The following is a 23,099-nucleotide window of genomic DNA, read 5'->3' as shown; positions in this document are numbered from 1 at the left end:
GGGGGTGGGGAGGCGGCTTCCGGCCCTATGCGGGTGCCTGGGAGGGGGAAGGCGGTTCCTGGCCTTGCGCGGGTGCCAGAAAGCGGGGATGCAGCTTCCGGACCTGCGGAGGCGTCCGGGGGTGGGGAGGCGGTTTCTGGCTCTGTGTGGGGGGCTGCGGGTGGGGAGGTGGCCTTTGGGTCGGAGTGGGAGGGCCTGGGTGGGGAGGTGGGGACGGTGGAGGGGGTTCGGTGGTGTCATGACTTTGGGTTGGCCGTGCCTGGTTATCGGTGGTTTCTGGGGGTTGAGGCGCGGTTGCGGAAAGTGGCGCCGCGGGTGGGGTGGTTGAGCGGGCGGGTGGAGGCCGGCAGGTGCCTGGGGGCCGCGCGGTCGCCGGGCTGGCCGCCGCACCCGGTCGCGGCCGGGCTCAGGACGCCCTCCGCGCTGGTCGGGATGGGACGGCTGGACAGCCGTACGCCGTCCGCGGCCTGGGCGGCCGGGCAGCTCCCCGGTGCGCGGGTCCTGTGGCACGGTGACGGGCAGGGCGCGTACCTGGCGCAGGGCGTGAGCCGGCTGCGGGCGGCGTGCCTGCGGAGGAAGGTGCACGACTACCTGGTCAACGGTGTGCTGCCGAAGGCCGGCACGTTCTGCCAGGGCGAGCTGGCAGGGTGACCGGTGAGGTGAGCCGGCAGCGTGATCGGCGGGGTGACCGGTGAGGTGAGCCGGCGGGGTGGGCCGGTTGGGAGCAACCGCGGCGGGGGCAGCCGGTAGGGTGCTGGCGTGACGGTCGAACGGGCGGTGGCGTCGGACGCGGGCGAGATCCTCACCCTGCAGCGGGCGGCGTACGTGAGCGAGGCCCAGCTCTACGGCGACCCCTTCATCCCCCCGCTCGTGGAGTCGCTGGAGCAGATGCGCAAGGCCGTCGAGGCGGCCGTCGTGCTCAAGGCCGTCGAGGCGGGCCGGATCGTCGGCGCCGTACGCGGGCAGGTGGCCGGCACCACCTGCCTGGTCGGGCGGCTCGTGGTGGCCCCCGACCGGCAGGGCCAGGGGCTCGGCACGGCCCTGCTCGAAGCCCTGCACGAGCAGGTGCCGCAGGCGGAGGCGTTCGACCTGTTCACCGGCCACCTGTCGGAGGGCAACCTGCGGCTCTACCGGCGGCTCGGCTACCGGGAGACCCGCCGCGAGCGCATGGACGACCACCTGACCCTGATCCACCTGCGCCGCACCCTTCCCGGGGTGTGAACGCGCCTGGGATGACCGGTCACGCCGAGATGGGTAGTCTTTCCCGGTGCTGAAGATTGGGCTCACCGGCGGCATCGGATCGGGCAAGAGCGAGGTGTCCAGGCGGTTGTCGGCCAGGGGCGCCGTGGTGATCGACGCCGACAGGATCGCGCGTGAGGTGGTAGAGCCCGGCACCGTGGGGCTGGCCCGCGTGGTGGCCGCGTTCGGGGAGGGCGTGCTGCGTCCCGACGGCTCGCTGGACAGGGAGAAGCTGGGGTCGGTGGTCTTCGCCGACGCCGAGCGGCTGGCCGCGCTCAACGCGATCGTGCATCCGCTGGTGGGGGAGCGGGTGGCCGAGTTGCAGGGGCAGGCCGCCGACGACGCGATCCTGGTCTACGACGTGCCGCTGCTGGTGGAGAACAAGCTGGCCCCCATGTACGACGTGGTGATCGTCGTCGACGCGGCCGACGAGGTGCGCATCCGGCGACTGGCCGACCATCGGGGCATGTCCGGGGCCGACGCCAGGGCCCGCATCGCCGCCCAGGCGGGCCGGGACGAACGCCTGGCCGCCGCCGACCTGGTGATCCTCAACGAGGGGTCGCTCGACGACCTGGAGGCCCGGGTCGAGGAGGTCTGGGACGAGCTCGTCCGCCGCGCCGCCCGGGGGTAGTCAGAGCAGGTGGCGGGTCAGCTCGTACAGGCGGCGGGCGGCTTCGGGGTCGAGGGTCGGCAGCGACGGGTCCACGGGGGTGCGGCGGTCGTAGGCGAGCAGGCGGCCCGGCGGCGGGTCGGCCATGAGCTCGATGATCGGTTGGATACTGCGTTCCACGGGCTGGGCGAGGAGCCTGGCCAGCAGTCTGACGATCGTCCTGGTGGGCTGGGTGAGTGAGCCGGTGCCGCTGTCGGTGAAGCCGGGGTGGTGGAGCAGGAAGCGGGTGCGTCCGCCGGGGTGGGCGGCGGCGTACGCGACGCCGAGCAGGTCGGTGGCGCGGCCGGCCTGGAGCATGGCCTTGAGGCCGCTGTAGCCGTCCTTGAGGGTGAGGTCGTCCCAGTGGAGGCGGCCCTTGGTGATCCCGACGCCGCAGATGCTCACGATCATCGGTGAGCCGCCGCGCTCCAGCAGGTCCGTCAGGCCGTGGCTGAGCAGGAAGCGGCTGACGTAGTAGAGGGCGAAGGTGGCCTCGAAGCCGTCGGGGGTCTCGGTGCGCCGGGGGAAGTGGCGCAGCGCGGTGAGCACCAGGCCGTCGAGGGCGTCGTACCGGGCGCCGATCTCGTCGATCACCCGCCGGTTCGCCGCGACCGAGGTCAGGTCGGCCTGGACGAACGCCGCCCGCGAGGCGGCGCCGAGCCGGGCCGCGTCGTCGAGGAACCGCTGCCCGCGCCCGGGATCGCTGCCCACGACCGTCACCCGGTCGCCGACCCGCAGGTGGTGCAGGGCAAGCCCTCGCCCCATGCCGGAAGTGCCACCCGCCACGACATAAGTCCGCATATTTCGCCCCTTAAGTCATCGAACGCTGACTTGAGCGGCGCTAGCACACCCGTCCACTACGATGTCAACGATCGATGACTGGGGAGGAACCGTGCCGAAGAGGGACCGGGAGGCCACCCGCGCCCGCCTGCTGGAGACGGCCAGGCTGCGCTTCGCCCGCGAGGGCTACGACGCGACCAGCGTGCGCGACGTCGCCCGCGACGCGGGCGTGGACGCCACCTTGATCTTCCGCTACTTCGGCTCCAAGAAGCAGCTGTTCGACGAGGCCACGGCGACCGCGCCCGGCGGCCCCGACCTGCTGGCGGGCCCGCCGGAGGAACTGGTCGCCCGCATGGCGCGCGAGGTCGTCTTCCACGACTGGAGCACCTACGGCGGCGAGCACCCCCTGCTCGCCATGCTGCGCTCGTCGGCCCACGACGACACCAGGCAGCGCATCCGCGAAGAGGTGTGCGCCACCTACGTCCGCGCCCTGGAGGACCTGGCCGAGGGCGCCGACGCCGGGCTGCGGGCCGAGCTGCTCAGCGCCTGGCTGGTCGGCATCGGCATCCTGCGCTCGGTCGTCGGCACCCCGGCGCTGGCCGCCGCCGAGGCCGCCGACCTGGCCCCGTACGTCGAGACCGTGGCGAGCGGCCTGCTCGGCCGCCCGATGTCGGGCGAGGTCAGCACTCAGAACGGCGAGTCGAGCGGCACCTGACGCACCCCCGGCAGATACGGGTCGAGCTCGCCCAGCTCGAACCGTGACATCCCGATGACGTGCCAGAACTGCCCGCCCGGCTCGCCGTGCACCTTGTAGCGGCCGTCGGGCGTCAGGGCGGCCCACCCCTCGGGCAGCCCGAGCAGCGTCGCCCGTCGCTCGCCGTCCTCCCAGAGAATCACCACGCCGTCGTCGCCCGCGCTGGCCAGCAGGTCGGACGTGGGGCTGTAGGCCACCGACCACACCCGGCGCGCGTGGCCGGGAAGGGTGTGCAGCAGCCGCCCGGTCTCGGTCTCCCACACCCGTACGATCAGGTCGTCGCCCCCGGTGGCCAGGTGGCGGCCCGTGGCGTCGAAGGCCAGGCTCCACAGCCGGCCGTCGTGCCGGTCGAGCGTGTGCGCCAGGCGCGGCTGCCAGGGCTGGCCCGGGCGCAGCTCCCAGATCATCGCGCGGCCGTCGTTGCCGGCGCTGGCCAGGTAGCGGCCGTCGGGGGAGAAGGCCACCGAGTACACCCGGTCGGTGTGGCCCTCCAGCGTCGCCACCCGGCCGCCGGAGGCGACGTGCCACAGGCGGACGAGTTTGTCGTCGCAGCCGGTGGCCACGTAGTCGCCGTCGGGGCTGAAGGCGATCGAGCGCACCCGGCCCCGGTGGTCGACCAGGTCGACGGCCATGCGGCCGGTCGGGCGGTACCAGATCTTGACGCTGTCGTCGTCGTTGGCCGTGGCCAGCATGTCGCCGTCGGGGCTGAACGCCTCGGCCCAGACGTGGTCGGTCTCGGCGTTGAGCTCGCGCTCGTAGTCGCCGGTCGTGGCGTTCCAGAAGTGCACGCCGCCGTCGTTGCTGGAGGTGGCCAGCACCGGGCCTGCCGGGGAGAACAGGGCGGAGATCAGCCGGTCGGCGGTGCCGGTGAACTCCCGCAGCCGCCGCCCGGTGCGCGGCTCCCACACGCGGACGACGCCGTCGTTGCCGCTGGTGGCCAGCATCGAGCCGTCGGCGCTGAAGCGTACGGACGAGATCCGCCTGCCGTGGCCGCGCAGCACCCGCTGGCACTGCCCGGTGGAGGGGTCCCACAGGCGGACGGTGCCGTCGTTGCTGCTGGTGGCGAGTTGCTGGCCGTCGGGACGGAACGCGAACGGCCAGACCGAGCTGCGGTGCCCCGCCAGCTCGATGCGCTTCCCGCCACCCACCGGCTGCAGCCGGACCGTGCCACCGGAGTCGCCGCTGGCCACCGTACGGCCGTCGGGGCTGAAGGCCACCTGGTAGACGGCCGCGGTGTGGGCGGTGTGGACGCCGAGCGGCTCGCCGATCGCCTCCCACAGCCGTACGCTGCCGGCCGTGTCGCCGCTGGCCAGCATCGAGCCGTCGGGGGAGAAGGTGAGGCAGTAGACGCTGCCGGCGTGGCCGGTCAGCACGTGCAGGGGCGACCAGGTCGCGGTGTCCCAGAGCCGGATCGTGCCCGCCTCGTCGCCGGTGGCCAGCAGGGTGCCGTCAGGGCTGTGCACGGCCCGGTAGACGCTGCCGCGGTGGCCGTCGAGCGTGCCCGCCGGCTCGCCGGTGGACAGGTCCCACACCCGTACGACGCCCGCGGAGTCGCCGGTCACGAGCTGCGAGCGGCCGAAGGAGGCGGTGTAGACCGGCGCGCGGTGGCCCGGCAGCTCGTGCACGAGCCGCCCGCTCGCGGTCTCCCACACCCGTACGACGCCGTCGCCGCCGCCCGCGGCCACCAGGTCGCCGGAGGCGCTCAGGCGCACCGGCCACACGCCGTCGGGGTGGCCGGTCAGGGTACGCAGGCGGCGGCCGGTGAGCGTGTCCCAGAGCAGGACCGTTCCGTCGCTGGCGCCGGTGGCCAGCAGGTCGCCGGCGAAGGTGACGGCGTAGACGCGGCCGTGGTGGCCCTGGAGGGTGCGTACGGGCGAGCCGCCGGCGCACAGCAGCACACCGCCGTCCTCGTTGCCGATCGCCACGGTCGAGCCGTCGGGGCTGTAGGCGATGGGCTCGGGCAGGCGGGAGGTCTGGAAGTGGTAGCCGTACGGGACGCCGATCCCGGCGGGCGCGAACTCCACCTCCACCGGCTGGCCCGGCACCACCGCCGCGCCGGGCAGGTGGGGCAGCGTGCCGGTCACGTTGATCAGGGAGGCCCGGTGCCAGCGGGCGCCCTCGACCGCGACGTCGCTCAGGTCGACCTGGGCCAGGCGCGCTCCCGACAGGTCTGCGCCGGTCAGGTCGGCGCCGGTCAGGCGGGCGCCGTCGAGCCTGGCGCCCGCGAGGCTGGCGTCGCGCAGGACCGCCCTGGACAGGTCGGTGGCGACGAGGGTGGCCTCCGACAGGTCGGCGCCGGTCAGGTCGACCTCCTGGAGGTCGCGCGCCGACAGGTCCTCGCCCTTGAGGTTCGCGCCGCGCAGGTCGGCCTTGGCAGGGGTACGCAGCCTGGCCGAGATCTTGACCGCGTTCGCCCTGGACACGTCGTCGGCGGGCGGGTCGGCCACCCAGGCACGCAGGGCCCGTACGTCGGCCAGGTCGCACAGGAACTCCACCGTCAGCGCCGACAGCGGCCGCCGGGCCAGCGGGAGCGGGTTGTCCAGGGTGGCGGCGATGTGCCGGGCGATGAGCCATTCCATCACCGAGGCGTGGATGAACCCGAACATGCCCTCCTCGGTGCGTACCAGCAGGCTGCCCGAGCCCATCGCGTGCGCGGCGTGGGCGGGGGAGAGCTGGCCCGAGGCCAGGTCGGTCAGGGTCTCGCCGATCTCGGTCAGCTCGTCCACGCCGAGCAGGGTCTCGCCGCTGTCCCACAGGCGCAGCGCCAGCGCGGTCACCACCCGCCACAGCTCGCCGATGGTCAGCGCCCCCGGGGAGCCGGGGACCCGGGCCCGCCGTTCCTCGAAGGACAGCCAGCTGCTGAGGATCTCCTCGTACAGCAGGGCGGGGCTGAGGGTGTGCTGGGCGCCGGCGACCGTACGCAGGCGGTCGGCGTCGAGGTCGGCGATGAAGCTGAGCATGCGCGGGTTCTGGGCCAGCGCGAGCAGGTCCTTGATCTCGGCCATGAGCGACATGCGCGCGCCGGCCTCGACGCCGTCGTCGAACCTGTTGGCCAGGTAGGAGCGGATCTGGTCGTGCGTGAAGTCCTCGACGCTGAGCACCCGGCGCTGCGGCAGCACGCCCACCATCTCGCCGAGCGAGGTGAGCACCTGGCTGTGCGACTTGAAGTGCTGCGTACGGCTGGCCACCACGATCTTGGCCTTGTCCTCGGCGGCGGCGAGCAGGGTGGCCAGGTGATCGGCCGCCCGGTCGTAGGTCAGCCGGGTGACCAGCTCGTCGAACCCGTCGAACAGCAACACGATCCGGCCCTGCCGGAGCAGGTAGCGGAACGCCTTCAGGTCGATGAACTCCTCGCCGTGCCCGGCCAGGTGCGCGGCGACCAGGGCGTCGACCGAGTGCGCCTTGTCGAGGGCACGCAGCTCGATGAAGATCGGCGTCAGGTGCGGCAGCTCGATCGGGATGCGCCTGGCCAGCTCGCGCAGCGCGAACGTCTTGCCGTGGCCGAAGTCGCCGAGCATCAGCAGGAACCGGCCGTGGTCGGTGGCCAGCAGCCGCATCAGCTCGTCGGTCAGGCCCTGCCTGATCTGGTTGCCGGGCCGGTCGAGCTCGCGGTAGCGCTGGGGGACGTACAGGCCGGGCGGGTAACGGCGGTCGCCGGTGAGCCTGGTCGTCTGCTCGGCGACGTACCCCGACAGGTCGAGCAGGCCCTGGAACTCGGTGAAGCTGCGGATCCGCACACCCTTGCGCATGAGGTCGTCGCGGAGCGCGCGCGGGGCCGGCGGGCCCTGGTAGACCAGCTCGGCGGCCAGGTCGGCGGCGTGCGCGCGGCGGGCGAAATCCGTCGCGGCGGCCTCGGCCAGCTCGCCGACGTGCGCGCCGATCATGAGCTGGCGGACGAACCCGTCCTCGGGGTGGGTGACCACCAGGTGGTCGGGGAACCGGCGGATCCTGGCCCGCTCGTGCCGGGCCTCGCACACCTCGGTGATGCGGTCGAGCAGCAGCTCGACGGGGCTCGGCTCGCGTTCCTCCGGCTTGGGGGCGGGCGGCGGGGCGTCGGGGCTCTCGCCGGTGAACGTGGCCCGGACCGCCCGCCAGCCGTGCCGGGCGCGTACGGGCTTGTCGGCGTCGGGCGTCCAGGTGCGCATGCCGTCGGGCGTGATCTCGACCACCTGGTGGCGGCCGGAACGCGGGGCCACGACGGCGGCGAAGCCGGGCCTGGGCTCGGTCGCGTCACCGGCGCCGGACCCGTGGAAGAGCAGGTTGAGCCGGTGGGTGAGCAGCCGGTCGAACGTGGGCGCGTCGCGCAGCGCGGCCGGCGGATGGCCGATCGCGCCCAGCCGCAGCCAGGCGCTCTCCTCGTAGGGGCGCAGCCGCTCGGCGAACCACGCGGCCTGCGCCTCGCCCAGCTGCGCGTAGGCGTCGCGCTCCAGGTGGCTCATCGCCATCGTGGAGTTGAGCCCGGCCACGACCACCTTCAGGTCGGGCACCTCGAACAGGGTCCACGGCTGGCCGCCGTCGAACACCCGGTCGTCCAGGCCCTGGTAGACCTCGCGGAACAGGCCGGCGAAATGCCGCCACTTGGGCCAGTAGGGGGGCTGCGGGCTCACGTCGTCGGCCTCGCAGGTCATGAAGTACGCGCTGGCCGCGGCCTTGGTGACGTCGCGCGGGCCGGGCAGCAGCACCAGCCGGTGGGGCTCCAGCCCGATCAGCAGCCGCAGGTCGGTGACGAACTGCGTGGCCTGTCCGAACTGCCCGAGGGTGCCGGACTCGGTCAGGTCGCCGCTCACCACCATGAGGTCGGGGCGCGGCATGCCGCGGTCGTACATGGCGGTCAGGTCGGCCCAGATGCGGGCCTGCATGTCCTCAGGCGTGAACGGCTCGCCGGGGTCGGGCAGCGCCCTGCCGAACCGCGGCCCGCCGATGTGCAGGACGTTGACCGACTCGCGGCCCCGGCCGTCGCCGCCCGCGGGCGGGAACTTGGGGGCCGTGACCGGGGTGCGGCGGGCCCTGGCCAGGTCGCCGGGCGGGGGCAGCGTCGGGGCCGGGGGCGCGACCGTGCGCCCGGTGGGGAAGGCGGGGGCGGCCTCCGGCTTGGCCCGTCCGGCCATGGCCTCCTTGACCCGGCCCAGCAGCAGCGCCCTGGCCTGCCCCGAGTCGGTGACGCCGAGCAGGTCGACCCAGGTGATCGTGGACAGCAGCCCTTCGAGCTGGACGTCCTCCAGCCGGATCGTGACGAGCTTGTTGGAGGGGTTGTCGGGGTCGGCGCGCATCGCCGCCTGCCACTCCATGCGGCCGTAGCGGGAGGTCAGGTAGTTGCGCGAGAGCACGGCCACGACGAGCTGCGCCTCGCTGACCCCGCGGTCCATGAAGTCGATGAAGTTGGTCCCCGGCACGAAGTCCCACGCCTGGATCATGGTGCGGAAACCCGCGGCCTCCAGCTCCCAGGCGATCCAGGTCGCCCAGGCGGTGTCGGCGGGGGAGTAGCTGACGAAGATCTCGGTCGGCCTGCCGTCACGTGCCATCTGCTCAGTATCCACCGTGGAATCGGCCTTTTGGAGTCAGTGTGCGATCATCGTCGAGTGTGGCGGCGTCTCGGCGTGCTCGATCTGATCAGGATCGGGCTGCTTGCTCTCGGTCTGGTCTTCGTGGCGACCGGTCTGCTGCCGTGGCGCGACGCCGTCGAGAGCCTCGGTGACATCGGCCCCCTGCTGATCTTCCTGGTCGCCATCATCGTGCTGGCCGAGCTGACCAAGGAGGCGCAGGTCTTCGACGCCATCGCGGCCAGGATGGCGGTGCTCGGGCGCGGTAACTACACCGCGCTCTTCTTTCTTTGTACGGCCTTCGCGTCATTTGTCACGATATTTCTGAACCTCGACACCACCGCCGTCCTGCTCACCCCCGTCATGCTGGCCCTGGCGCCCCGGGCCCGCATCGCCGCCCTGCCGCTGGCGATGACCACCATCTGGCTGGCCAACACCGCGAGCCTGCTGCTGCCGGTCTCCAACCTCACCAACCTGCTCAGCATGAACAAGCTCGGCCTCGACGCCCAGGAGTTCGCCGCCCGCATGTGGGCCCCGCAGCTCGCCTCGATCGCGGTGACGATGGTGTTCCTGTGGGTGTTCTTCTGGCGCCGCGGCGAGCGCCGCGACCTGCGTTACACGCCGCCGGTGCTGGAGCCGGTGGCCGACCGGGTGCTGTTCGGCGCCGCCTCGGTGGGCTGCGTGTTGTTCATCGTCATGCTGCTGCTCAAGGCGCACGTGGCGATCGCCGCCACCGCCGCGGCCCTGCTGGTCGTGGCGGCCTTCCTGGTACGCGACCGGGCCCGGCTGACCTGGAGCCTGCTCCCCTGGCAGCTCGTCGTCTTCGTGACCGGCCTGTTCCTGGTCGTCCCCACGCTCAGCGCCCACGGGCTCGACGCGCTGATGACGTGGATGATCGGCACGGAGGGCGACCCCTACCGCACGGCCGCGGTCGGCGCGGGCCTGTCCAACGCGATCAACAACCTGCCCGCCTACCAGGCCATCGAGGGGGTCATCCCGGCGGCCGACCAGGACCGCCTGCTGGCCCTGCTGGCCGGCACGAACGTGGGCCCGGTGATCACGCCCTGGGCCTCGCTGGCCACGCTCCTGTGGTTCGAGTCGTGCCGCCGCCACGACGTCAGGGTCCCGCTCCGCCGCTTTCTGCTCACCGGCACCGGCCTGGCCGTCACCGGCCTGCTGGCCACGGTCTGGGCCCTGGTGACGTTCGGCTGACGGTCGCGGCTCAGCCGGGCAGGAGCGAGAGCAGCCCGGGGAGCGCGCGCGGGTGGGCGGCCACGAAGCTGCGGTCCTCGGCCGAGCCGTCGATGCTCTCCTCGAACGGCCCGCCGTCGAGCGCCCTGATCTCGATCCCGGCCTCCTGGGCCAGCAGCGCCCCGGCGGGCAGGTCGACCGCCTCGGCCCGGTAGCCGACGATGCCGTCGATGTCGCCGCGGGCCAGCATCGCCCACGACAACAACGGCGCCCACAGCTGCAGCACCCGCCGCGCGCCGAGCTCCAGCGCCGCCTTCAACGCCAGTACGGTGGCGTCGTCCCTGGTCACGGCGTAACCCTGGGTCCAGGCCAGCAGCGGGCCATGCGGACTGGCCGTGTACGGCGGCGCCAGCCGCGCCCCCGTGGACGCCACCGCGCCCCGCCCCCGGATGGCCGACCACGTCTGGGCCGTCACCGGATCGTGCACCACGCCCAGCATCGGACGCCCGCCCTGGCACAGCGCCACCCCCACCACGTACGTGGGCAGCCCGATGGCCACGTTGTTGGTGCCGTCGAGCGGGTCGACCAGCCACGTCCACTCGCCGCCCGCCGTGCCGATCAGGCCCGCCTCCTCGGCCACGATCGCGTGCGTGGGGAAGGCCGTCAGGATGCGCTCGACCAGCAGCTTCTCCGAGGCCAGGTCGAGATCGGTGACCACGTCCCCGGCGTCGCCCTTGGCCCGGATGCCGACGGCCCCGCGGGTGCCCGCCGCGAGCAGCGCCCCGGCGGCCTGTGCGGCCTCCACGGCCACAGAGCGAGCGTGATCCAGGTCCATCGGGCACCCCTCAGGTCAGGCGGGCGGTGATCAGGCGGACGGCCAGCGCCGTCTCCTCGGCGTTCAGGTGCTCCCTGGGCACGTGGTGGCCGCCCCCTCCGAGCGGGCCCAGCGACAGGTCGCGGCTGCCGGGCCGGCCGCGTCCGAGCGCGATCGTGGCCGCCTCCCCGCCCTCCGGCACCACGCTGCTGTGGAAACGGTCGGCCGACAGCGTGTAGGTGTCGCCCGGCCCGAACAGCTCCACCAGCCCGGTCGCGTGCCGCACGGTGCGGCCGGTGGGTGAGATCCGGTCGCCGTCCGCGCCGCTGACCACCTCGAACACCCGGTGCGTGGCGTCGGGGCCCGCGTCGGTGACCACCGCGTGCACGTTGCGCACCTGGCCGTAGAGCACGTGGCTGACCAGGTCCCAGCTGTGGCAGTGGATCTGCGAGGTGGTGCTCTCGGCGTGCTTGAGCGAGTCGGACCACAGGTGGAGGCATACCCCCTCGCCGCCCTCACGCTCCAGCGGCAGGCAGACGAACCCGAGCGGATGGCGTACGGCCTTGGGGCGCGCGGCCCCCGTCAGCACCCCGAGCGCCCACGACCTGGCCTGGCCGTCGCGGACCCGCTGGTAGACCGACCGGTAGCTCATGAGCCCTACTCACGTTACGTGTCGTCGGAGGGCCCCGGGACGGGTCTCGCCGTACGGATCGACGGCGCGCAGGGCCTTGCGCGCGATGTCGACGACGTCGCGGCCGTCGTAGGCCTTGGGAAGAGGCACCCCGATACGCCCGAACAGGTCCTGGACCTCCTCGATCGTGGGCTCGTCGCTGAGCGGCGCCTTCTTGTACATGTCCATCGGCACCCGCCGCGCCTGCTCGAAGCTGAGCCGCAGCTCGGTGTCGCAGTTCTCGTAGTAGAACGTGCCGGCCAGCGCGGTCATCGCCCGGTTGGGGTCCTCGACCGTCATGATCAGCCGGGTGGCCGACAGGTCCCAGCGGAACGTCGTCATCGACGCCGACAGGCCGACCTCGATGTCGAGCAGGCCGTAGCGCTGGCGGTACCAGAACGCGGCCAGGATCGTCGCGTACGACTCCTTCCTGACCCGGTCGGTCGTCCACGTCTCGCCGGTCGCGTCGGGGGAGTCCGACAGGGAACGCCGGTAGTGGGCGTACGTCTCGCACACCTCGACGTTGGACGGGTCGATCACCTCGACCCGGACCACGAGGTGCCGCTTCTCCCGGCGGGCGGCGGCCACGCACTCGGGCAGCGTGACCGCGCGCAGGTAGGTGCCGGTGCCGCCCTTGAAGCTCCACCGGGTGGTGTCCTTGCGCGCCTCGGCGTGCATCTGGGCGATCTCCTGCTTGCTGCCCAGCACCCTGACGAGCTGGAGCGCGTCGAGGGCCTTGCGGGTGCCGTGGACCAGCGCCTCGATCTCCTCCAGCCGCGACAGCCGTACGGGCAGCTGGGCCAGCGCGCCGGAGGTGATGGTCTCCTCGACCGGGGCCTGGCGCACCCGGTCGCGCAGTAGGGCGGTGGCCACCAGAGCCATGATGACCAGCGTCGCCGCGTTGACGAGCTGGGTCTGCACGTCGGTGGGCACGATCTTGTCCGGCATGATGCCGAGGACGCCGATCACCACGGCCAGTAACAGCGCGATGGCGCCGTCGGCGTTCTGGGCCGCCCAAGGAGCGACCCGCTTCAGCGCCGCCGTGAACCGTGCCATCGTTCGCCCCGCCGTTCGACGATCAGTCAATCCCCTAGGTCATCGTAACGACCGTCGGCATGCTACTTCCAGCTCACGGGAAGGAGGTATCTCCTACCCGGGAATGACATGACATCTCCCCCTGGCAGCTCAGGACCGGGACCTGACCAGGTTCGATACTGGAACGCACGGGGGTGGGGATGAAGGGGATCAGGGTGTTCTCGGCGGCGGCGCTGGCGCTGGTGCTGGTGGCCGTGCTGGCGTGTCCCGCGGTGCCCGCCGCGGCGCGGACGGTGGCCGACCGGCCGTCGCTGTGGGAGCAGTTCGTGCAGGTCGTGGCCCATCCGGACGACGACCTGCTGTTCATGAGCCCCGACCTGTACGGCGCCGTCCAGCAGGACCGCCCCACGGTGACCGTCTACCTGACCGCGGGCGAGGGCCAGGCCGGCTGGGACGACGACCGCGACCCGGTCGCCTACGCCCACGACCGCTCGGAGGGCCTGCGGGCCGCGTACGCCTTCCTGGCCGGGGCGCGCAACGTCTGGCGGACCCGGACGATCACGGCGGGCGGCGTCCCCGTACGTCTGGAGGAGCTGGCCGACCGGCCGGCGATCAGGCTCGCCTTCGCCGGGCTGCCCGACGGCGGCGACCCGCGCGCCGACGGCGGCCGCGACGCCCTGACCAGGTTGTGGGAGGGCCGCTCCTGCGTACGGCGCTTCGGCCAGGCAGGCGTGCCCGGCCAGGAAGGTGTGCCCGCTGAGGGAGGTGTGTCCGGGCCTGAGGGGCGTTGTGTGGCCAAGGGCGATGTCGTCGCCATGCTGAGTGCCCTTTATGCCCGGTTCCGTCCAACGGTGCTGCGTACGCTCGACCCCGAGCCGCCCCGGCGGCGCGGCCTGTGCGACCACCCCGACCACGTGGCCTCGGCGCGCTTCGCCCTGGCCGCCGCCCGCGGGCTGCGGCTGCGCGTGGTCTCCTACCGCGGCTACCCGATGACCGGCTGGGCCCCCAACGTCGTGGGGGCGCTGCGCGAGCTGAAGCGCCGGGTCTTCGGCGTCTACCTCGGCCACGACTACCGCGTCGGGCACACCTGGCGCTACCGGGCCTGGACCGAGCGCATGTACCGCGTCCCTGGCCCCTGAGCCGGGGTTCCACCCGGCCCAGGGGCCGCCTGCCGGAACCCTAGAACCAGCCCCGGCGGCGCGCCATCTGCTCCAGGCCGTGCTGCAACGCCTGCTCGGCCTGGCCCGGGTGGTCGTCGTAGCGCACGGTGAAGCGGTTGTAGGAGTCGTGGCTGGAGGTCAGGAAACCGCCGCGCTTGTCGGCCTCCAGGATGACGTCCATCTGCCGCGGCCCGGCGATGAACGTCAGCTCCAGCTCGTTGAAGTGCCGCCGCCACTGGCCGCCCGCGTAGTACTCGATCTCCTGGAAGAACGGCATCGTCGAGCCGTACAGCGTGCCGCGCTCCAGGTCGGCCTTCTTGAAGTGGAAGCCCATGCGGTCGAGGGCGGCGATGACGTGCTCCTGGGCCGGCAGCGGGCTGACGAACAGCGGGTCGAGGTCGCCCTTGTCGATCGCGCCCGCGAGGGCCAGCTCCGTCTGCACGCCGAGCCGCATGCCGTGCAGCGGGTGCCCGCCGATCGCGCTGATCGGCGTCTCCCACGGCATCATGATCTCGAACGGCTGCTGGTGCTGGGCGCCCGAGGCAAGCTGGAACGTCCCGGCCACCTGCTGGCGCAGGAAGCTGTAGGTCGTCTTGTACTCGTTGTCGCCGCTCTCGACCTCCACCACGGCGGTCAGGTCGATGTAGATGCCCTCGACCTTGTAGTCGGAGCCGCCGCCGCGGAAGTGCACGACGCCGCGCAGCGGCTCGCCGGGGCGCACGCCCGCGCCGGCCAGGACCGTGTCGACCTCGACGCCCGCGCCGAAGGCGGCCATCAATTTGCGGAACACCATGGGGTCTCTCCTATGCGGTGGGGGTCTGGCCGTTGCCGGCGACGGTTCCCTGGCCCGAGATGCGGGGGAGCAGCTGGGCCAGGATGAGGGTGGACAGAGCCGAGTCGGCCTGGCCCTGCTGGGTCCGTACGATCAGGGGCTGGGGGGCGTTCTCGGCGAGTTTGGCGCCCACGTCCAGGCGCTTGCGGGCCAGCTCGTACTGGAGCACGGCCCGGTTGTCACGGTACGACTCGGCCAGCCTGCGCAGGGCCTTGGCCTCGTTCTCGGCGGCGGTCAGGTCGGCCCTGCCGCGTGCCTCGATCTCCCACGTCACGCGCTGGGCTTCGGTCTCCTGCTCCTCCAGCATGCGCGCCACGTTCTTGCGCGCGGTGTTGTGGGCGGCCTTGACCTCGACCACGCGGGCGTCGCGGGTCTTCTTGGAACGCTCGATCTCCATGAGCAGCGTGTCGATGCGGCGCTTGCGGGTCAGCTCCCACTCGCGCTCGTAGGCCGACAGCTCCTTGGCGACCTTCTCGCGGGTGGCCAGGTGCTGCTGGTACTGGTCGGGCAGCTGGACGTCGGGGATGTTGGCGCCGGTGATACGCACGCCGTACCGGCCGAGCTGGCGGTTGAGCGCCTCCTGCATGTCGCCGACGTCGGAGCCGCGCAGGTCGTAGGCACGCTCGGTGTTGACGCGGCGGCTGCGCTGCCTGATCGCGTCCTGCACGGCGCTGGAGAGCACGAGGTCGAAGTTGCCCGCGCCGATCGTCCGGACGAACGCCACCGGGTCCACGATGCGGAACTTCAGGAAGAACTCGATCGACTTCAGCGGCACGTTCTCGGCCGTCGGGCAGGCCGAGATCGGCGCCGAGTACGGGATCTCGGTGGAGGTGTCGACGACCGCGTCCACCCGGTCCCACGGCAGCCACAGGTAGTGGCGGCCCGGCGGGAGCGTGCCGGTGATCGCGCCCCAGCGGCTGCGTACGCCGGTCGTGCCCTCCTCGATCTCGATGATCGCCTTGCGCCACATCGTGACCAGGGCCACGAACAGGAAGAACAGCGCGGCCAGCGCGGCGACCAGGGTCAGGTCGGTGAGCGCGGCCATGCCGGCGAAGTACAGGCCCAGGAAGACCAGCGCCATCCAGGCGAAGCCGCGCCGGTCCTTGGGGATCACGACCGGCACGAGCTGGCCCTGCTCGCCGCCGCGCAGGAGCTGGCGGATGTCGGACCAGGAGGCCAGCGACTCCTTGATCTTCGAGAACTCGCGGCTCATCGGACCTCATCCTCACTACGGTTGCCGGGCAGCAGGCGCTCGACCGTGCGTTCCAGGTCGTGGTCCGGCTCGGGCGTCGCCTGCGGCTCGGTCACGTCGGCGGCGGCCTTCTTCAGCAGGGCCGCGATCTCGTCCTCGCGGCTGCTGACGCGGGCGGCGATCTCGTCGAGCCGGCCGCGGATGGCGGCCATGTCCTCGGCGGAGAACAGCGCCGCGCCCTTGCCGCCCACGAGCTGCTGGGCCAGGGCCAGGAAGTCGATGTCGGTCTGCTCGCCCACCTGAACCACCTGCGGCAGCCGGGTGGCCACCGACTCCAGCTTGGTCAGCAGGTCCTGCTGGAAGCGGTAGTCGAGGATCTCGGGGGCCTCGGCGGCCGACAGCGCCCGGATGTCCAGGGCCTGGGCCTCCAGGAGCGCGGCGTTGGCGTTCGCCGTGGACTCGGCCTCGACCAGGCGCTGCCTGGCCTGGGCGGTGGCCTGGTGGCTGGCGCGTTCGAGCGCGGTGTCCATCCGGGCCTGGTATCCGGCGATCTCGGCCTGGATCGCGCTCAGCGTCTCCTGCAGCCCGGCCAGCTCCTTGACCAGGTCGCCCTCGTTCTGCTCCTTGCGGAGCTGGAGCTCGTACTCGTAGGTGTAGGCCTCCTTGGCCACCCGGACCATCTCGGGGGCGGCCAGGTCCATCCGGTACTCCTGGCTGGACGGCTCGGCGTGGGTGATGTTCACGTCGGTGAGCCGTACGGCCGGCAGGAACTGCTGGTTCAGGCTCTCCAGCATGCCGAGGGTGCTCTCGCCCACCAGGTCGTAGATGTCCTCGGCCCGCTGGGCGTAGATCAGGGAGCGGGTGACCTCGCTGATGGCGTTCTGCAGCTTGGACTGGAAGCCGCTGACCGAGCCGAGCACGAAGATGAACTCGGCCGGGTTCTCGATCCTGAACTGCAGGAACAGGTCGACGCTGGCCTTGACGCCCTGCTGGGTCGGCGCCTCCCTGATCGGGGCGTTGAACGGGTACTCGCGCGTGGTGTTGACGATGTAGCTGACCCGCTTCCACGGGTTGAACAGCGTCACCCGGCCCGGGTCGGCGATGTGCACCAGCTTGCCGAACTTGGTGATCAGCGCCTTGCAGCCCTCGGGCACCATCACCACGCTCCTGCGCCACCACAGGAACGCGGCGGCCAGGACCAGCACCACCCAGTAGTGGGGGCCGAAGAAGATCGCCGACCCTGGGACGATGCCGCCCAGGGCGCCGATCAGGCCGAGCACCACGAGGACGCCCAGCGGGATGACCACCTTGGCGGTGCCGCCCTTGGGGATCACCACCGGGGAGATGACGTGCATGCCGTTCTCGGCGAAGCTGCGGTTGACGATCTCGCCGGCCTCGTTCAGCGAGGCGGACCTGGCCTCGATCTGCGTGCCGACGGAGGCGCCTCCGTCTCGGGCGGCGGCGAAGTCGTGCGGGTTGAGCGCGAAGCCGGGGGCCTGGCCGGTGAGCTGGCCGCCGAACTGGCCCGCCTGGTCGGCGACCTGTCCCATGGCCTGGCTCATCGCCTGCCGCACGTCACCTCCTTGAGCGACCGCTTGGGCTATGCCCTGACCTGCCTGGATCAGTGCCTCTCGGGGTCGTGACATCGAACCTTCCTTTTCCGCTACAGGCGAATCCGACCGTATCGGGTGTGACTTACTGTTCGCTTGCAATGTGTCGTCATATGTCTAGTACGTCCCGTAGTAGACGTGCTATCGACAGAGCAGACCTGCTACATCGGCGATCACTGAACGCAGCGACGCACGCCGCCGGCCGGGACTCGTCCGCGTGGGGGCGGCGGCTGGGAGGATGGGAGGCGATGAGCGAGACCGTCTACAACCGCATCGCGCTGCTGCGCGCCGAACGCGGGATCACCCGCAGGCAGCTCGCCGACGCCCTGGGCGTCCACTACCAGACCGTCGGCTATTTGGAGCGGGGCGAGTACAGCCCGAGCCTTTACCTGGCGTTGCGGTTGGCCGCGTACTTCGAACTGCCGGTCGAGGTGGTCTTCTCCACCAGCCCGTTCCCCCGCATCGGGGAGCGTACGGCCTGACGGTTTCTGTCGGTGGCGCCGCCTACAGTGGCAGCATGCGTCCGGTCACAGATTTGCAGCGGAAGGTGGCGCCCTTCGAGGTCGTCACCGAGATGACTCCATCAGGCGACCAGCCCACGGCCATCGCCGAGCTGGAGCGCCGCGTCCAGGCCGGTGAGAAGGACAGCGTCCTGCTCGGCGCGACAGGCACCGGCAAGACGGCCTCGATCGCCTGGCTGATCGAGCGGCTGCAACGGCCCGCGCTGGTCATGCAGCCCAACAAGACGCTCGCCGCCCAGTTCGCCAACGAGCTGCGCGAGATGCTGCCCAACAACGCGGTCGAGTATTTCGTCTCCTACTACGACTACTACCAGCCTGAGGCGTACGTGCCGCAGAGCGACACGTACATCGAGAAGGACTCCTCGATCAACGACGAGGTCGAGCGGCTGCGCCACTCGGCCACCAACTCGCTGCTCACCCGCCGCGACACCATCGTCGTCGCCTCCGTCTCGTGCATCTACGGCCTGGGCACCCCGCAGGAATACGTCGACCGCATGGCCAGGCTGCGCGTCGGCATGGAGGTCGACCGCGACCAGCTCCTGCGCCGCCTGGTCGACATGCAGTACACGCGCAACGACCTGGCCTTCACCCGGGGCACGTTCCGGGTGCGCGGCGACACGATCGAGATCATCCCGAAGTACGAAGAGCTGGCCGTGCGCATCGAGATGTTCGGCGACGAGATCGAGAAGCTCGCCACCATGCACCCGCTGACCGGCGAGGTCATCACCGAGGACGACGAGCTCTACATCTTCCCCGCCTCCCACTACATCGCCGGTGAGGAGCGCATGGCGGCGGCCGTGGCCGGCATCGAGGCCGAGCTGGCCGCCCGGCTGTCGGAGCTGGAGCGGCAGGGCAAGCTGCTGGAGGCCCAGCGGTTGCGCATGCGCACGACGTACGACATCGAGATGATGCGCCAGATCGGCACCTGCTCCGGCATCGAGAACTACTCCCGCCACCTCGACGGCCGCGCCGCCGGCACCGCGCCCAACACGCTGCTCGACTACTTCCCCGAAGACTTCCTGCTGGTCCTCGACGAGTCCCACCAGACCGTCCCGCAGATCGGCGCCATGTACGAAGGCGACGCCTCGCGCAAGCGCACGCTGGTCGACCACGGGTTCCGGCTGCCGTCCGCGCTGGACAACCGGCCGCTGAAGTGGGAGGAGTTCCTGGAGCGCATCGGGCAGACGGTCTACCTGTCGGCCACGCCGGGGCCGTACGAGCTGGGGCGGGTCAAGGGCGACGTCGTCGAGCAGGTCATCCGGCCCACGGGCCTGGTCGACCCCGAGATCGTCGTCAAGCCCACCAAGGGGCAGATCGACGACCTGGTCCACGAGATCCGCGAGCGGGCCGACCGCGACGAGCGTGTCCTGGTCACGACGCTGACCAAGAAGATGTCCGAAGACCTGACCGACTATCTCCTCGAGCTCGGCATCCGGGTCCGCTACCTCCACAGCGAGGTCGACACCCTGCGCCGCATCGAGCTGCTGCGCGAGCTGCGCGTGGGCGAGTTCGACGTACTGGTCGGCATCAACCTGCTGCGCGAGGGCCTCGACCTGCCCGAGGTGTCGCTGGTGGCCATCCTCGACGCCGACAAGGAGGGCTTCCTGCGTTCGGAGACCTCCCTGATCCAGACGATCGGCCGTGCCGCCCGTAATGTGTCGGGCCAGGTCCACATGTACGCCGACAAGATCACGCCGTCGATGGAGCGGGCCATCGACGAGACCAACCGGCGCCGGGCCAAGCAGACGGCCTACAACGAGGCCAACGGCATCGACCCCCAGCCGCTGCGCAAGAAGATCGCCGACATCCTCGACTCCCTCCAGCGCGAGGACGCCGACACCGACAAGCTGCTCGGCGGCGGCCGCCAGCAGTCGCGCGGCAAGGCCCCGGTGCCCGGCTTCGCCGCCCGCCAGGCCGGCCAGCACGCCAAGGCCATCGCCGGCGAGATGCCGCGGGCGCAGATGGAGTCGCTGATCGAGTCGCTGACCGAGCAGATGCACCAGTCGGCCGCCGACCTGCAGTTCGAGGTGGCCGCGCGACTGCGTGACGAGATCAAGGAGCTCAAGCGCGAACTCCGCGACATGCGCGAGGCAGGCGTGAAGTAGCAGCAAAAGGAGCAGGAGCCGACGGCTGGTGAAAGCACACCCTCCCAACCTCGGCTCCAGCCCCGAGCCCGGCCTTTCGTCTCTCCAACGCCCCTACCGGCCGACACCAGGCGGTGTCCTTACCGTTCCGATCCTCCTCAAGCGTCGGTTGCGGGGCGCATCCCGTCGATGCCGAAGGACAGCAGGCGCTCGCCCTGTGCGGGCGAGGTCTGTTCCCCTGCCCAGGCGGCCGCGTTGATCAGGGCGTAAAGGTCTGAGGCGGTGACATCGGCGCACAAGGTTCCGGCGGCCTGCGCGCGATCGAGGAGCTGCTCGCCGGCGGTGAGCACCGCTTGGCAGGCGGCATGCAGTTGCGAGGTCTCATCCTCGATGCTGCGCATCAGCGAGGTCGCCAGCCCTCGATAGACCGTGGTGTGCGCCATCGCCGCTCGCGCCCAGATGGTCAACGCCTCGTCCGCGGACGGGTGATCGAGGAGATCGCGGGCTGTGTCGGACAACGTTCGCATGCGGTCGCGCAGCAACGCCTCCAGAAGAGCCTGCCGGGTGGGGAAGTGGCTGTAGAGAGTTCCGTTCGCCACTCCGGCGCGCCGGGCGATCTCCTCCAGTGAGGCTTCGACGCCCTGTTCAGCGAAGATCGTGGCCGCTTCGGCGAGCAGACGTTCGTAGTTGCGGCGCGCGTCAGCGCGCATCCTGCGCTGTGGCGGCGGATCGGCGGTCGTCATGAAGCGCTCCCGGATTGCCAAGTTGAGACTGTCTCAATATATTTCTTGAGACAGTCTCAGTTTACTCCGCCTCGAAAGGTCCCTGGTGAACACTGCCGACAGGCCCATCCTCGTGACCGGTGCGACCGGACGCCAAGGCGGCGCCACCGCCGCCCATCTTCTGGCCGCAGGCCGGCCGGTACGCGCCCTCGTCCGCGACCCGGACTCCCCAGCCGCCCGGACGCTGAGAGCCCAAGGCGCCGAACTGTACGCCGGGAACCTCGACGACCCCGGCTCACTCGCGGCGGCCGCCGCCGGCGCCCACGGCGTCTTCGGCGTCACGCCCGACGACGACGACGTCGAACGCGAGATCCGCCGTGGCCGTGATCTCGCCGACGTCGCGGCGGCAGCCGGCGTCTCCCACTTCGTGTTCGCCTCGGTCGGCGGGGCCGACCGAGGCACCGGCATCCCCTACTGGGAGAGCAAATGGCAGATCGAGCAGCACATACGGGCGCTCGGCCTGCCCGCGACGTTCCTGCGGCCGGTCCGATTCATGGAGAACCACGCCATTCCCGGACTGCCTCTCGGCGGCATCGTCGACGGCGAGCTCACGCACTTGTTCGCCCCGGAGACGCCGGTGCAGCTCATCGCCGCCACCGACATCGGCGCCTTGGCCTGCCTCGCTTTCACCCGCCCGCAGGAGTACGTCGGACAGGCGGTCGAGATCGCCGGCGATGAGCTGACCCCCGAACGGACTGTGGAACTCATCAGTCGCAGCCTCGGGCGCGAGATCACCTACCGGCAGGTCTCCATCGACGGCATCGGACTGGGTCAGGAGGCGAAGCGTGCTTTCGCTGACGAGCGCGGTCTGTGGCGAGCCGACATCGCGGCACTGCGCGAACGCCACCCTGGCCTGCTGAACTTCCAGGCATGGCTCCAACGCGGCGGGGCCGAACAGATCCAGGCCTTGTTCGGGACCCGCTAGCGCCGACCGTCGCGCCTTACGTCGTCCGAGCCGGCCGAAGCGCAGAGGTCAACTCACGCTGCGGCTCACTGTTCACCGATTCTTGGATAGCCGCTCAGAGCCGACCTTGGTCACAGATTGCGTGCATTGGAATACGGAATGTGTTCGTAGGGGTGCGGGCGCGTGGGGCCGGGCTTGTGGTCTGCGGGGGCCGGGCTCGTCGCTTGCGTGTTCGGGTGGCGTTCCGGTTTGCCGCGTGTGTCGCCGGGGCTGGGCGCTTGCCGTGTTCGGGTTTGCCGTCCGTGGGGGCGGGGCTGCTGACCTGCGGGAATGAAGGTGGGTTCCTGGGGCAGCGGTCCTGGTATGAACAAGTCGATCATCGGGGCGCTGGTCGGTGCGGCGGTGCTGGCCGCCGGCTGCGGCGGCGCCGTTCGGCAGCTCGACCAGTTCGCCGTCGAACCGTCACCGGCTCCCAGTATGGGAAGCCCGCCGGCCACAGGGACCATGTCCCCGTCGCCGGGCAGCTCGACCATGATGCCGGGGGCCGGACAGCTCAAGGAGGCCGCGAAGGTCGCCCTGGACGCGGTGCCCGGTTCCAAGCTCGTATCCATCGAGAGCGAGCAGAACGGCAAGCTCTGGGAGGTCAAGGTCGTCGGCTCGGACGGCACCGAACACGAGATGGACGTGCAGTCCGGCAAGGTCGTCAAGGGCCCGACAGCCAAGCAGGAGGACGCGCAGGTCAAGGCCAAGCGTCGTGATCTCGTCGCAGCCGCCAAGCTCGACTACGTGCAGGCAGCCGACAAGATCGTAGCCGCCGTGCCCGAGGGGCATGTCACCGAGCTCAAGCTCGGCACCGAGAACGGCAAGGGCGTCTGGGAAGCCGACGTGGTGACCCCGGACGGGACCAAGCACGAGGTGATGGTCGACGCCGCCACCGGCACAGTCACCAAGAAGAACGCCACTAGCTGAGCAAGGGGAGTTGGCCGCCTCCGACCGACGGACGGTCGGAGGCGGCCACCCGCCTGGCCGGCGGTCGGAGGTGGGCACCTACCTGACCATGGGCAGCCGCGGTTGGTCCGCGGCTGCCTCGCGGCCGGCTCGCGACTGCTGGGTCTGACCCTGAGCCGCGTGGCAACCCCAGCACCCGCGACCTCCGCCTCGGTCGCGGCCAGCCGCCGGGGGATGGCCCTTCTCGCCTCGATCGCGCTGGCTGCCGGGGAGTGGCCTTCCCACCTACGAGGCGAGGTGACCGAGGTGGGGTGGGAGCTCTACGGGTTGTAGAGTAAAGTCTTGATCGCGTTTTTTGTGGTCTGCGCCGGTGTGCGGCGGTTCGTTGAGCAGC

Annotated in this window: 20 protein-coding genes; 11 read left to right on the top strand and 9 right to left on the bottom strand. The window is 71.3% G+C overall.

Going from position 1 to position 23,099, the window contains the following annotated elements:
* Window positions 1-324 precede the first annotated feature (324 nt).
* The 3 genes from IEZ27_RS43690 to coaE all read left to right on the top strand — a co-directional run bounded on the left by IEZ27_RS43690 (window position 325) and on the right by coaE (window position 1,870).
* Window positions 325-651, top strand: coding sequence for an alpha/beta hydrolase (locus IEZ27_RS43690; protein ID WP_189652625.1), 327 nt, complete (start codon window positions 325-327; stop codon window positions 649-651).
* Between the two features lie 108 nt (window positions 652-759).
* Complete coding sequence (locus tag IEZ27_RS43685; RefSeq protein ID WP_189652624.1) at window positions 760-1,221, top strand: GNAT family N-acetyltransferase; 462 nt, start codon at window positions 760-762, stop codon at window positions 1,219-1,221.
* A 46-nt stretch (window positions 1,222-1,267) separates the two neighbouring features.
* Window positions 1,268-1,870 carry a dephospho-CoA kinase gene (gene coaE / locus IEZ27_RS43680; protein ID WP_189652623.1) on the top strand — a complete coding sequence of 201 codons (603 nt, stop codon included), beginning with the start codon at window positions 1,268-1,270 and terminating at the stop codon, window positions 1,868-1,870.
* Here the strand turns inward: coaE and IEZ27_RS43675 are convergent, their stop codons facing one another.
* Window positions 1,871-2,689 carry an SDR family NAD(P)-dependent oxidoreductase gene (locus IEZ27_RS43675; RefSeq protein WP_189652622.1) on the bottom strand — a complete coding sequence of 273 codons (819 nt, stop codon included), beginning with the start codon at window positions 2,687-2,689 and terminating at the stop codon, window positions 1,871-1,873.
* A gap of 91 nt (window positions 2,690-2,780) precedes the next feature.
* Here IEZ27_RS43675 and IEZ27_RS43670 point away from each other — a divergent pair, with 91 nt between their 5' ends.
* Window positions 2,781-3,383, top strand: coding sequence for a TetR/AcrR family transcriptional regulator (locus tag IEZ27_RS43670; protein WP_189652621.1), 603 nt, complete (start codon window positions 2,781-2,783; stop codon window positions 3,381-3,383).
* Here the strand turns inward: IEZ27_RS43670 and IEZ27_RS43665 are convergent.
* Window positions 3,356-8,944 (bottom strand): WD40 domain-containing protein, encoded by a 5,589-nt coding sequence (locus IEZ27_RS43665; protein WP_189652620.1) that lies wholly within the window; start codon window positions 8,942-8,944, stop codon window positions 3,356-3,358. The genes IEZ27_RS43670 and IEZ27_RS43665 overlap by 28 nt on opposite strands.
* 57 nt (window positions 8,945-9,001) lie before the next feature.
* Here IEZ27_RS43665 and IEZ27_RS43660 point away from each other — a divergent pair, with 57 nt between their 5' ends.
* On the top strand, window positions 9,002-10,174 hold the full coding sequence (locus IEZ27_RS43660; RefSeq protein WP_189652619.1) for an ArsB/NhaD family transporter: 1,173 nt from the start codon (window positions 9,002-9,004) through the stop codon (window positions 10,172-10,174).
* 10 nt (window positions 10,175-10,184) lie between these two features.
* Here the strand turns inward: IEZ27_RS43660 and IEZ27_RS43655 are convergent, their stop codons facing one another.
* From IEZ27_RS43655 to IEZ27_RS43645, 3 genes are read right to left on the bottom strand one after another with little or no spacing between them, the layout of a single operon-like run.
* Window positions 10,185-10,988 (bottom strand): inositol monophosphatase family protein, encoded by an 804-nt coding sequence (locus IEZ27_RS43655; protein ID WP_189652618.1) that lies wholly within the window; start codon window positions 10,986-10,988, stop codon window positions 10,185-10,187.
* A gap of 10 nt (window positions 10,989-10,998) precedes the next feature.
* Window positions 10,999-11,619, bottom strand: coding sequence for a hypothetical protein (locus IEZ27_RS43650; protein WP_125630319.1), 621 nt, complete (start codon window positions 11,617-11,619; stop codon window positions 10,999-11,001).
* 9 nt (window positions 11,620-11,628) lie between these two features.
* On the bottom strand, window positions 11,629-12,693 hold the full coding sequence (locus IEZ27_RS43645) for a hypothetical protein (protein ID WP_229824866.1): 1,065 nt from the start codon (window positions 12,691-12,693) through the stop codon (window positions 11,629-11,631).
* 179 nt (window positions 12,694-12,872) lie between these two features.
* Between IEZ27_RS43645 and IEZ27_RS43640 the strand changes: the two genes are divergently transcribed.
* Window positions 12,873-13,811 (top strand): PIG-L family deacetylase, encoded by a 939-nt coding sequence (locus IEZ27_RS43640; RefSeq protein ID WP_189652617.1) that lies wholly within the window; start codon window positions 12,873-12,875, stop codon window positions 13,809-13,811.
* A 40-nt stretch (window positions 13,812-13,851) separates the two neighbouring features.
* On the opposite strand, the gene IEZ27_RS43635 is transcribed toward IEZ27_RS43640, so the two are convergent.
* The 3 genes from IEZ27_RS43635 to IEZ27_RS43625 are packed head-to-tail and all read right to left on the bottom strand — an operon-like array spanning window position 13,852 to window position 17,502.
* Window positions 13,852-14,625, bottom strand: a complete 774-nt coding sequence (locus IEZ27_RS43635; RefSeq protein WP_189652616.1) for a sporulation protein — start codon at window positions 14,623-14,625, stop codon at window positions 13,852-13,854.
* A 10-nt stretch (window positions 14,626-14,635) separates the two neighbouring features.
* Window positions 14,636-15,877 (bottom strand): SPFH domain-containing protein, encoded by a 1,242-nt coding sequence (locus tag IEZ27_RS43630; protein WP_189652615.1) that lies wholly within the window; start codon window positions 15,875-15,877, stop codon window positions 14,636-14,638.
* Window positions 15,874-17,502 (bottom strand): SPFH domain-containing protein, encoded by a 1,629-nt coding sequence (locus IEZ27_RS43625; protein WP_189652614.1) that lies wholly within the window; start codon window positions 17,500-17,502, stop codon window positions 15,874-15,876. Before IEZ27_RS43625 ends, IEZ27_RS43630 begins: the two co-directional genes overlap by 4 nt.
* Before the next feature lie 212 nt (window positions 17,503-17,714).
* Between IEZ27_RS43625 and IEZ27_RS43620 the strand changes: the two genes are divergently transcribed.
* Window positions 17,715-17,948: a helix-turn-helix transcriptional regulator gene (locus IEZ27_RS43620; RefSeq protein ID WP_125630309.1), complete on the top strand. Its 234-nt coding sequence runs from the start codon at window positions 17,715-17,717 to the stop codon at window positions 17,946-17,948.
* A gap of 35 nt (window positions 17,949-17,983) precedes the next feature.
* Complete coding sequence (gene uvrB / locus IEZ27_RS43615) at window positions 17,984-20,092, top strand: excinuclease ABC subunit UvrB (RefSeq protein WP_229824865.1); 2,109 nt, start codon at window positions 17,984-17,986, stop codon at window positions 20,090-20,092.
* Window positions 20,093-20,229: 137 nt separating this feature from the next.
* Here uvrB and IEZ27_RS43610 read toward each other — a convergent pair whose 3' ends face one another.
* Window positions 20,230-20,814, bottom strand: a complete 585-nt coding sequence (locus tag IEZ27_RS43610; RefSeq protein WP_189652613.1) for a TetR/AcrR family transcriptional regulator — start codon at window positions 20,812-20,814, stop codon at window positions 20,230-20,232.
* Window positions 20,815-20,899: 85 nt separating this feature from the next.
* Between IEZ27_RS43610 and IEZ27_RS43605 the strand changes: the two genes are divergently transcribed.
* From IEZ27_RS43605 to IEZ27_RS43595, 3 genes are all read left to right on the top strand, one after another.
* The gene (locus tag IEZ27_RS43605) at window positions 20,900-21,778 is read left to right on the top strand and encodes an NmrA/HSCARG family protein (protein WP_189652612.1); all 879 of its coding nucleotides are present in this window, start codon (window positions 20,900-20,902) and stop codon (window positions 21,776-21,778) included.
* Window positions 21,779-22,120: 342 nt separating this feature from the next.
* Entirely contained in the window at window positions 22,121-22,726 is a 606-nt protein-coding gene (locus IEZ27_RS43600; protein WP_189652611.1) for a PepSY domain-containing protein, read from the top strand.
* A 159-nt stretch (window positions 22,727-22,885) separates the two neighbouring features.
* On the top strand, window positions 22,886-23,038 hold the full coding sequence (locus IEZ27_RS43595; protein ID WP_189652610.1) for a hypothetical protein: 153 nt from the start codon (window positions 22,886-22,888) through the stop codon (window positions 23,036-23,038).
* The last annotated feature ends 61 nt before the right edge of the window (window positions 23,039-23,099 follow it).

It is taken from the genome of Nonomuraea spiralis, from assembly GCF_014648435.1.
Classification (GTDB): Bacteria; Actinomycetota; Actinomycetes; order Streptosporangiales; family Streptosporangiaceae; genus Nonomuraea; species Nonomuraea spiralis.
The sequence above is the reverse complement of the archived record's forward strand: the minus strand, read 5'-3'. Positions and strand labels throughout refer to the sequence as shown.

Coding starts and splice junctions, on each gene's coding strand:
- IEZ27_RS43635 (WP_189652616.1), bottom strand. CDS start 14,625: ATGGTGTTCCGCAAATTGATGGCCGCCTTCGGCGCGGGCGTCGAGGTC.
- IEZ27_RS43650 (WP_125630319.1), bottom strand. CDS start 11,619: ATGAGCTACCGGTCGGTCTACCAGCGGGTCCGCGACGGCCAGGCCAGG.
- IEZ27_RS43655 (WP_189652618.1), bottom strand. CDS start 10,988: ATGGACCTGGATCACGCTCGCTCTGTGGCCGTGGAGGCCGCACAGGCC.
- IEZ27_RS43625 (WP_189652614.1), bottom strand. CDS start 17,502: ATGTCACGACCCCGAGAGGCACTGATCCAGGCAGGTCAGGGCATAGCC.
- IEZ27_RS43645 (WP_229824866.1), bottom strand. CDS start 12,693: ATGGCACGGTTCACGGCGGCGCTGAAGCGGGTCGCTCCTTGGGCGGCC.
- IEZ27_RS43640 (WP_189652617.1), top strand. CDS start 12,873: ATGAAGGGGATCAGGGTGTTCTCGGCGGCGGCGCTGGCGCTGGTGCTG.
- IEZ27_RS43630 (WP_189652615.1), bottom strand. CDS start 15,877: ATGAGCCGCGAGTTCTCGAAGATCAAGGAGTCGCTGGCCTCCTGGTCC.
- IEZ27_RS43675 (WP_189652622.1), bottom strand. CDS start 2,689: ATGCGGACTTATGTCGTGGCGGGTGGCACTTCCGGCATGGGGCGAGGG.
- IEZ27_RS43600 (WP_189652611.1), top strand. CDS start 22,121: ATGAACAAGTCGATCATCGGGGCGCTGGTCGGTGCGGCGGTGCTGGCC.
- IEZ27_RS43620 (WP_125630309.1), top strand. CDS start 17,715: ATGAGCGAGACCGTCTACAACCGCATCGCGCTGCTGCGCGCCGAACGC.
- IEZ27_RS43665 (WP_189652620.1), bottom strand. CDS start 8,944: ATGGCACGTGACGGCAGGCCGACCGAGATCTTCGTCAGCTACTCCCCC.
- IEZ27_RS43610 (WP_189652613.1), bottom strand. CDS start 20,814: ATGACGACCGCCGATCCGCCGCCACAGCGCAGGATGCGCGCTGACGCG.
- uvrB (WP_229824865.1), top strand. CDS start 17,984: ATGCGTCCGGTCACAGATTTGCAGCGGAAGGTGGCGCCCTTCGAGGTC.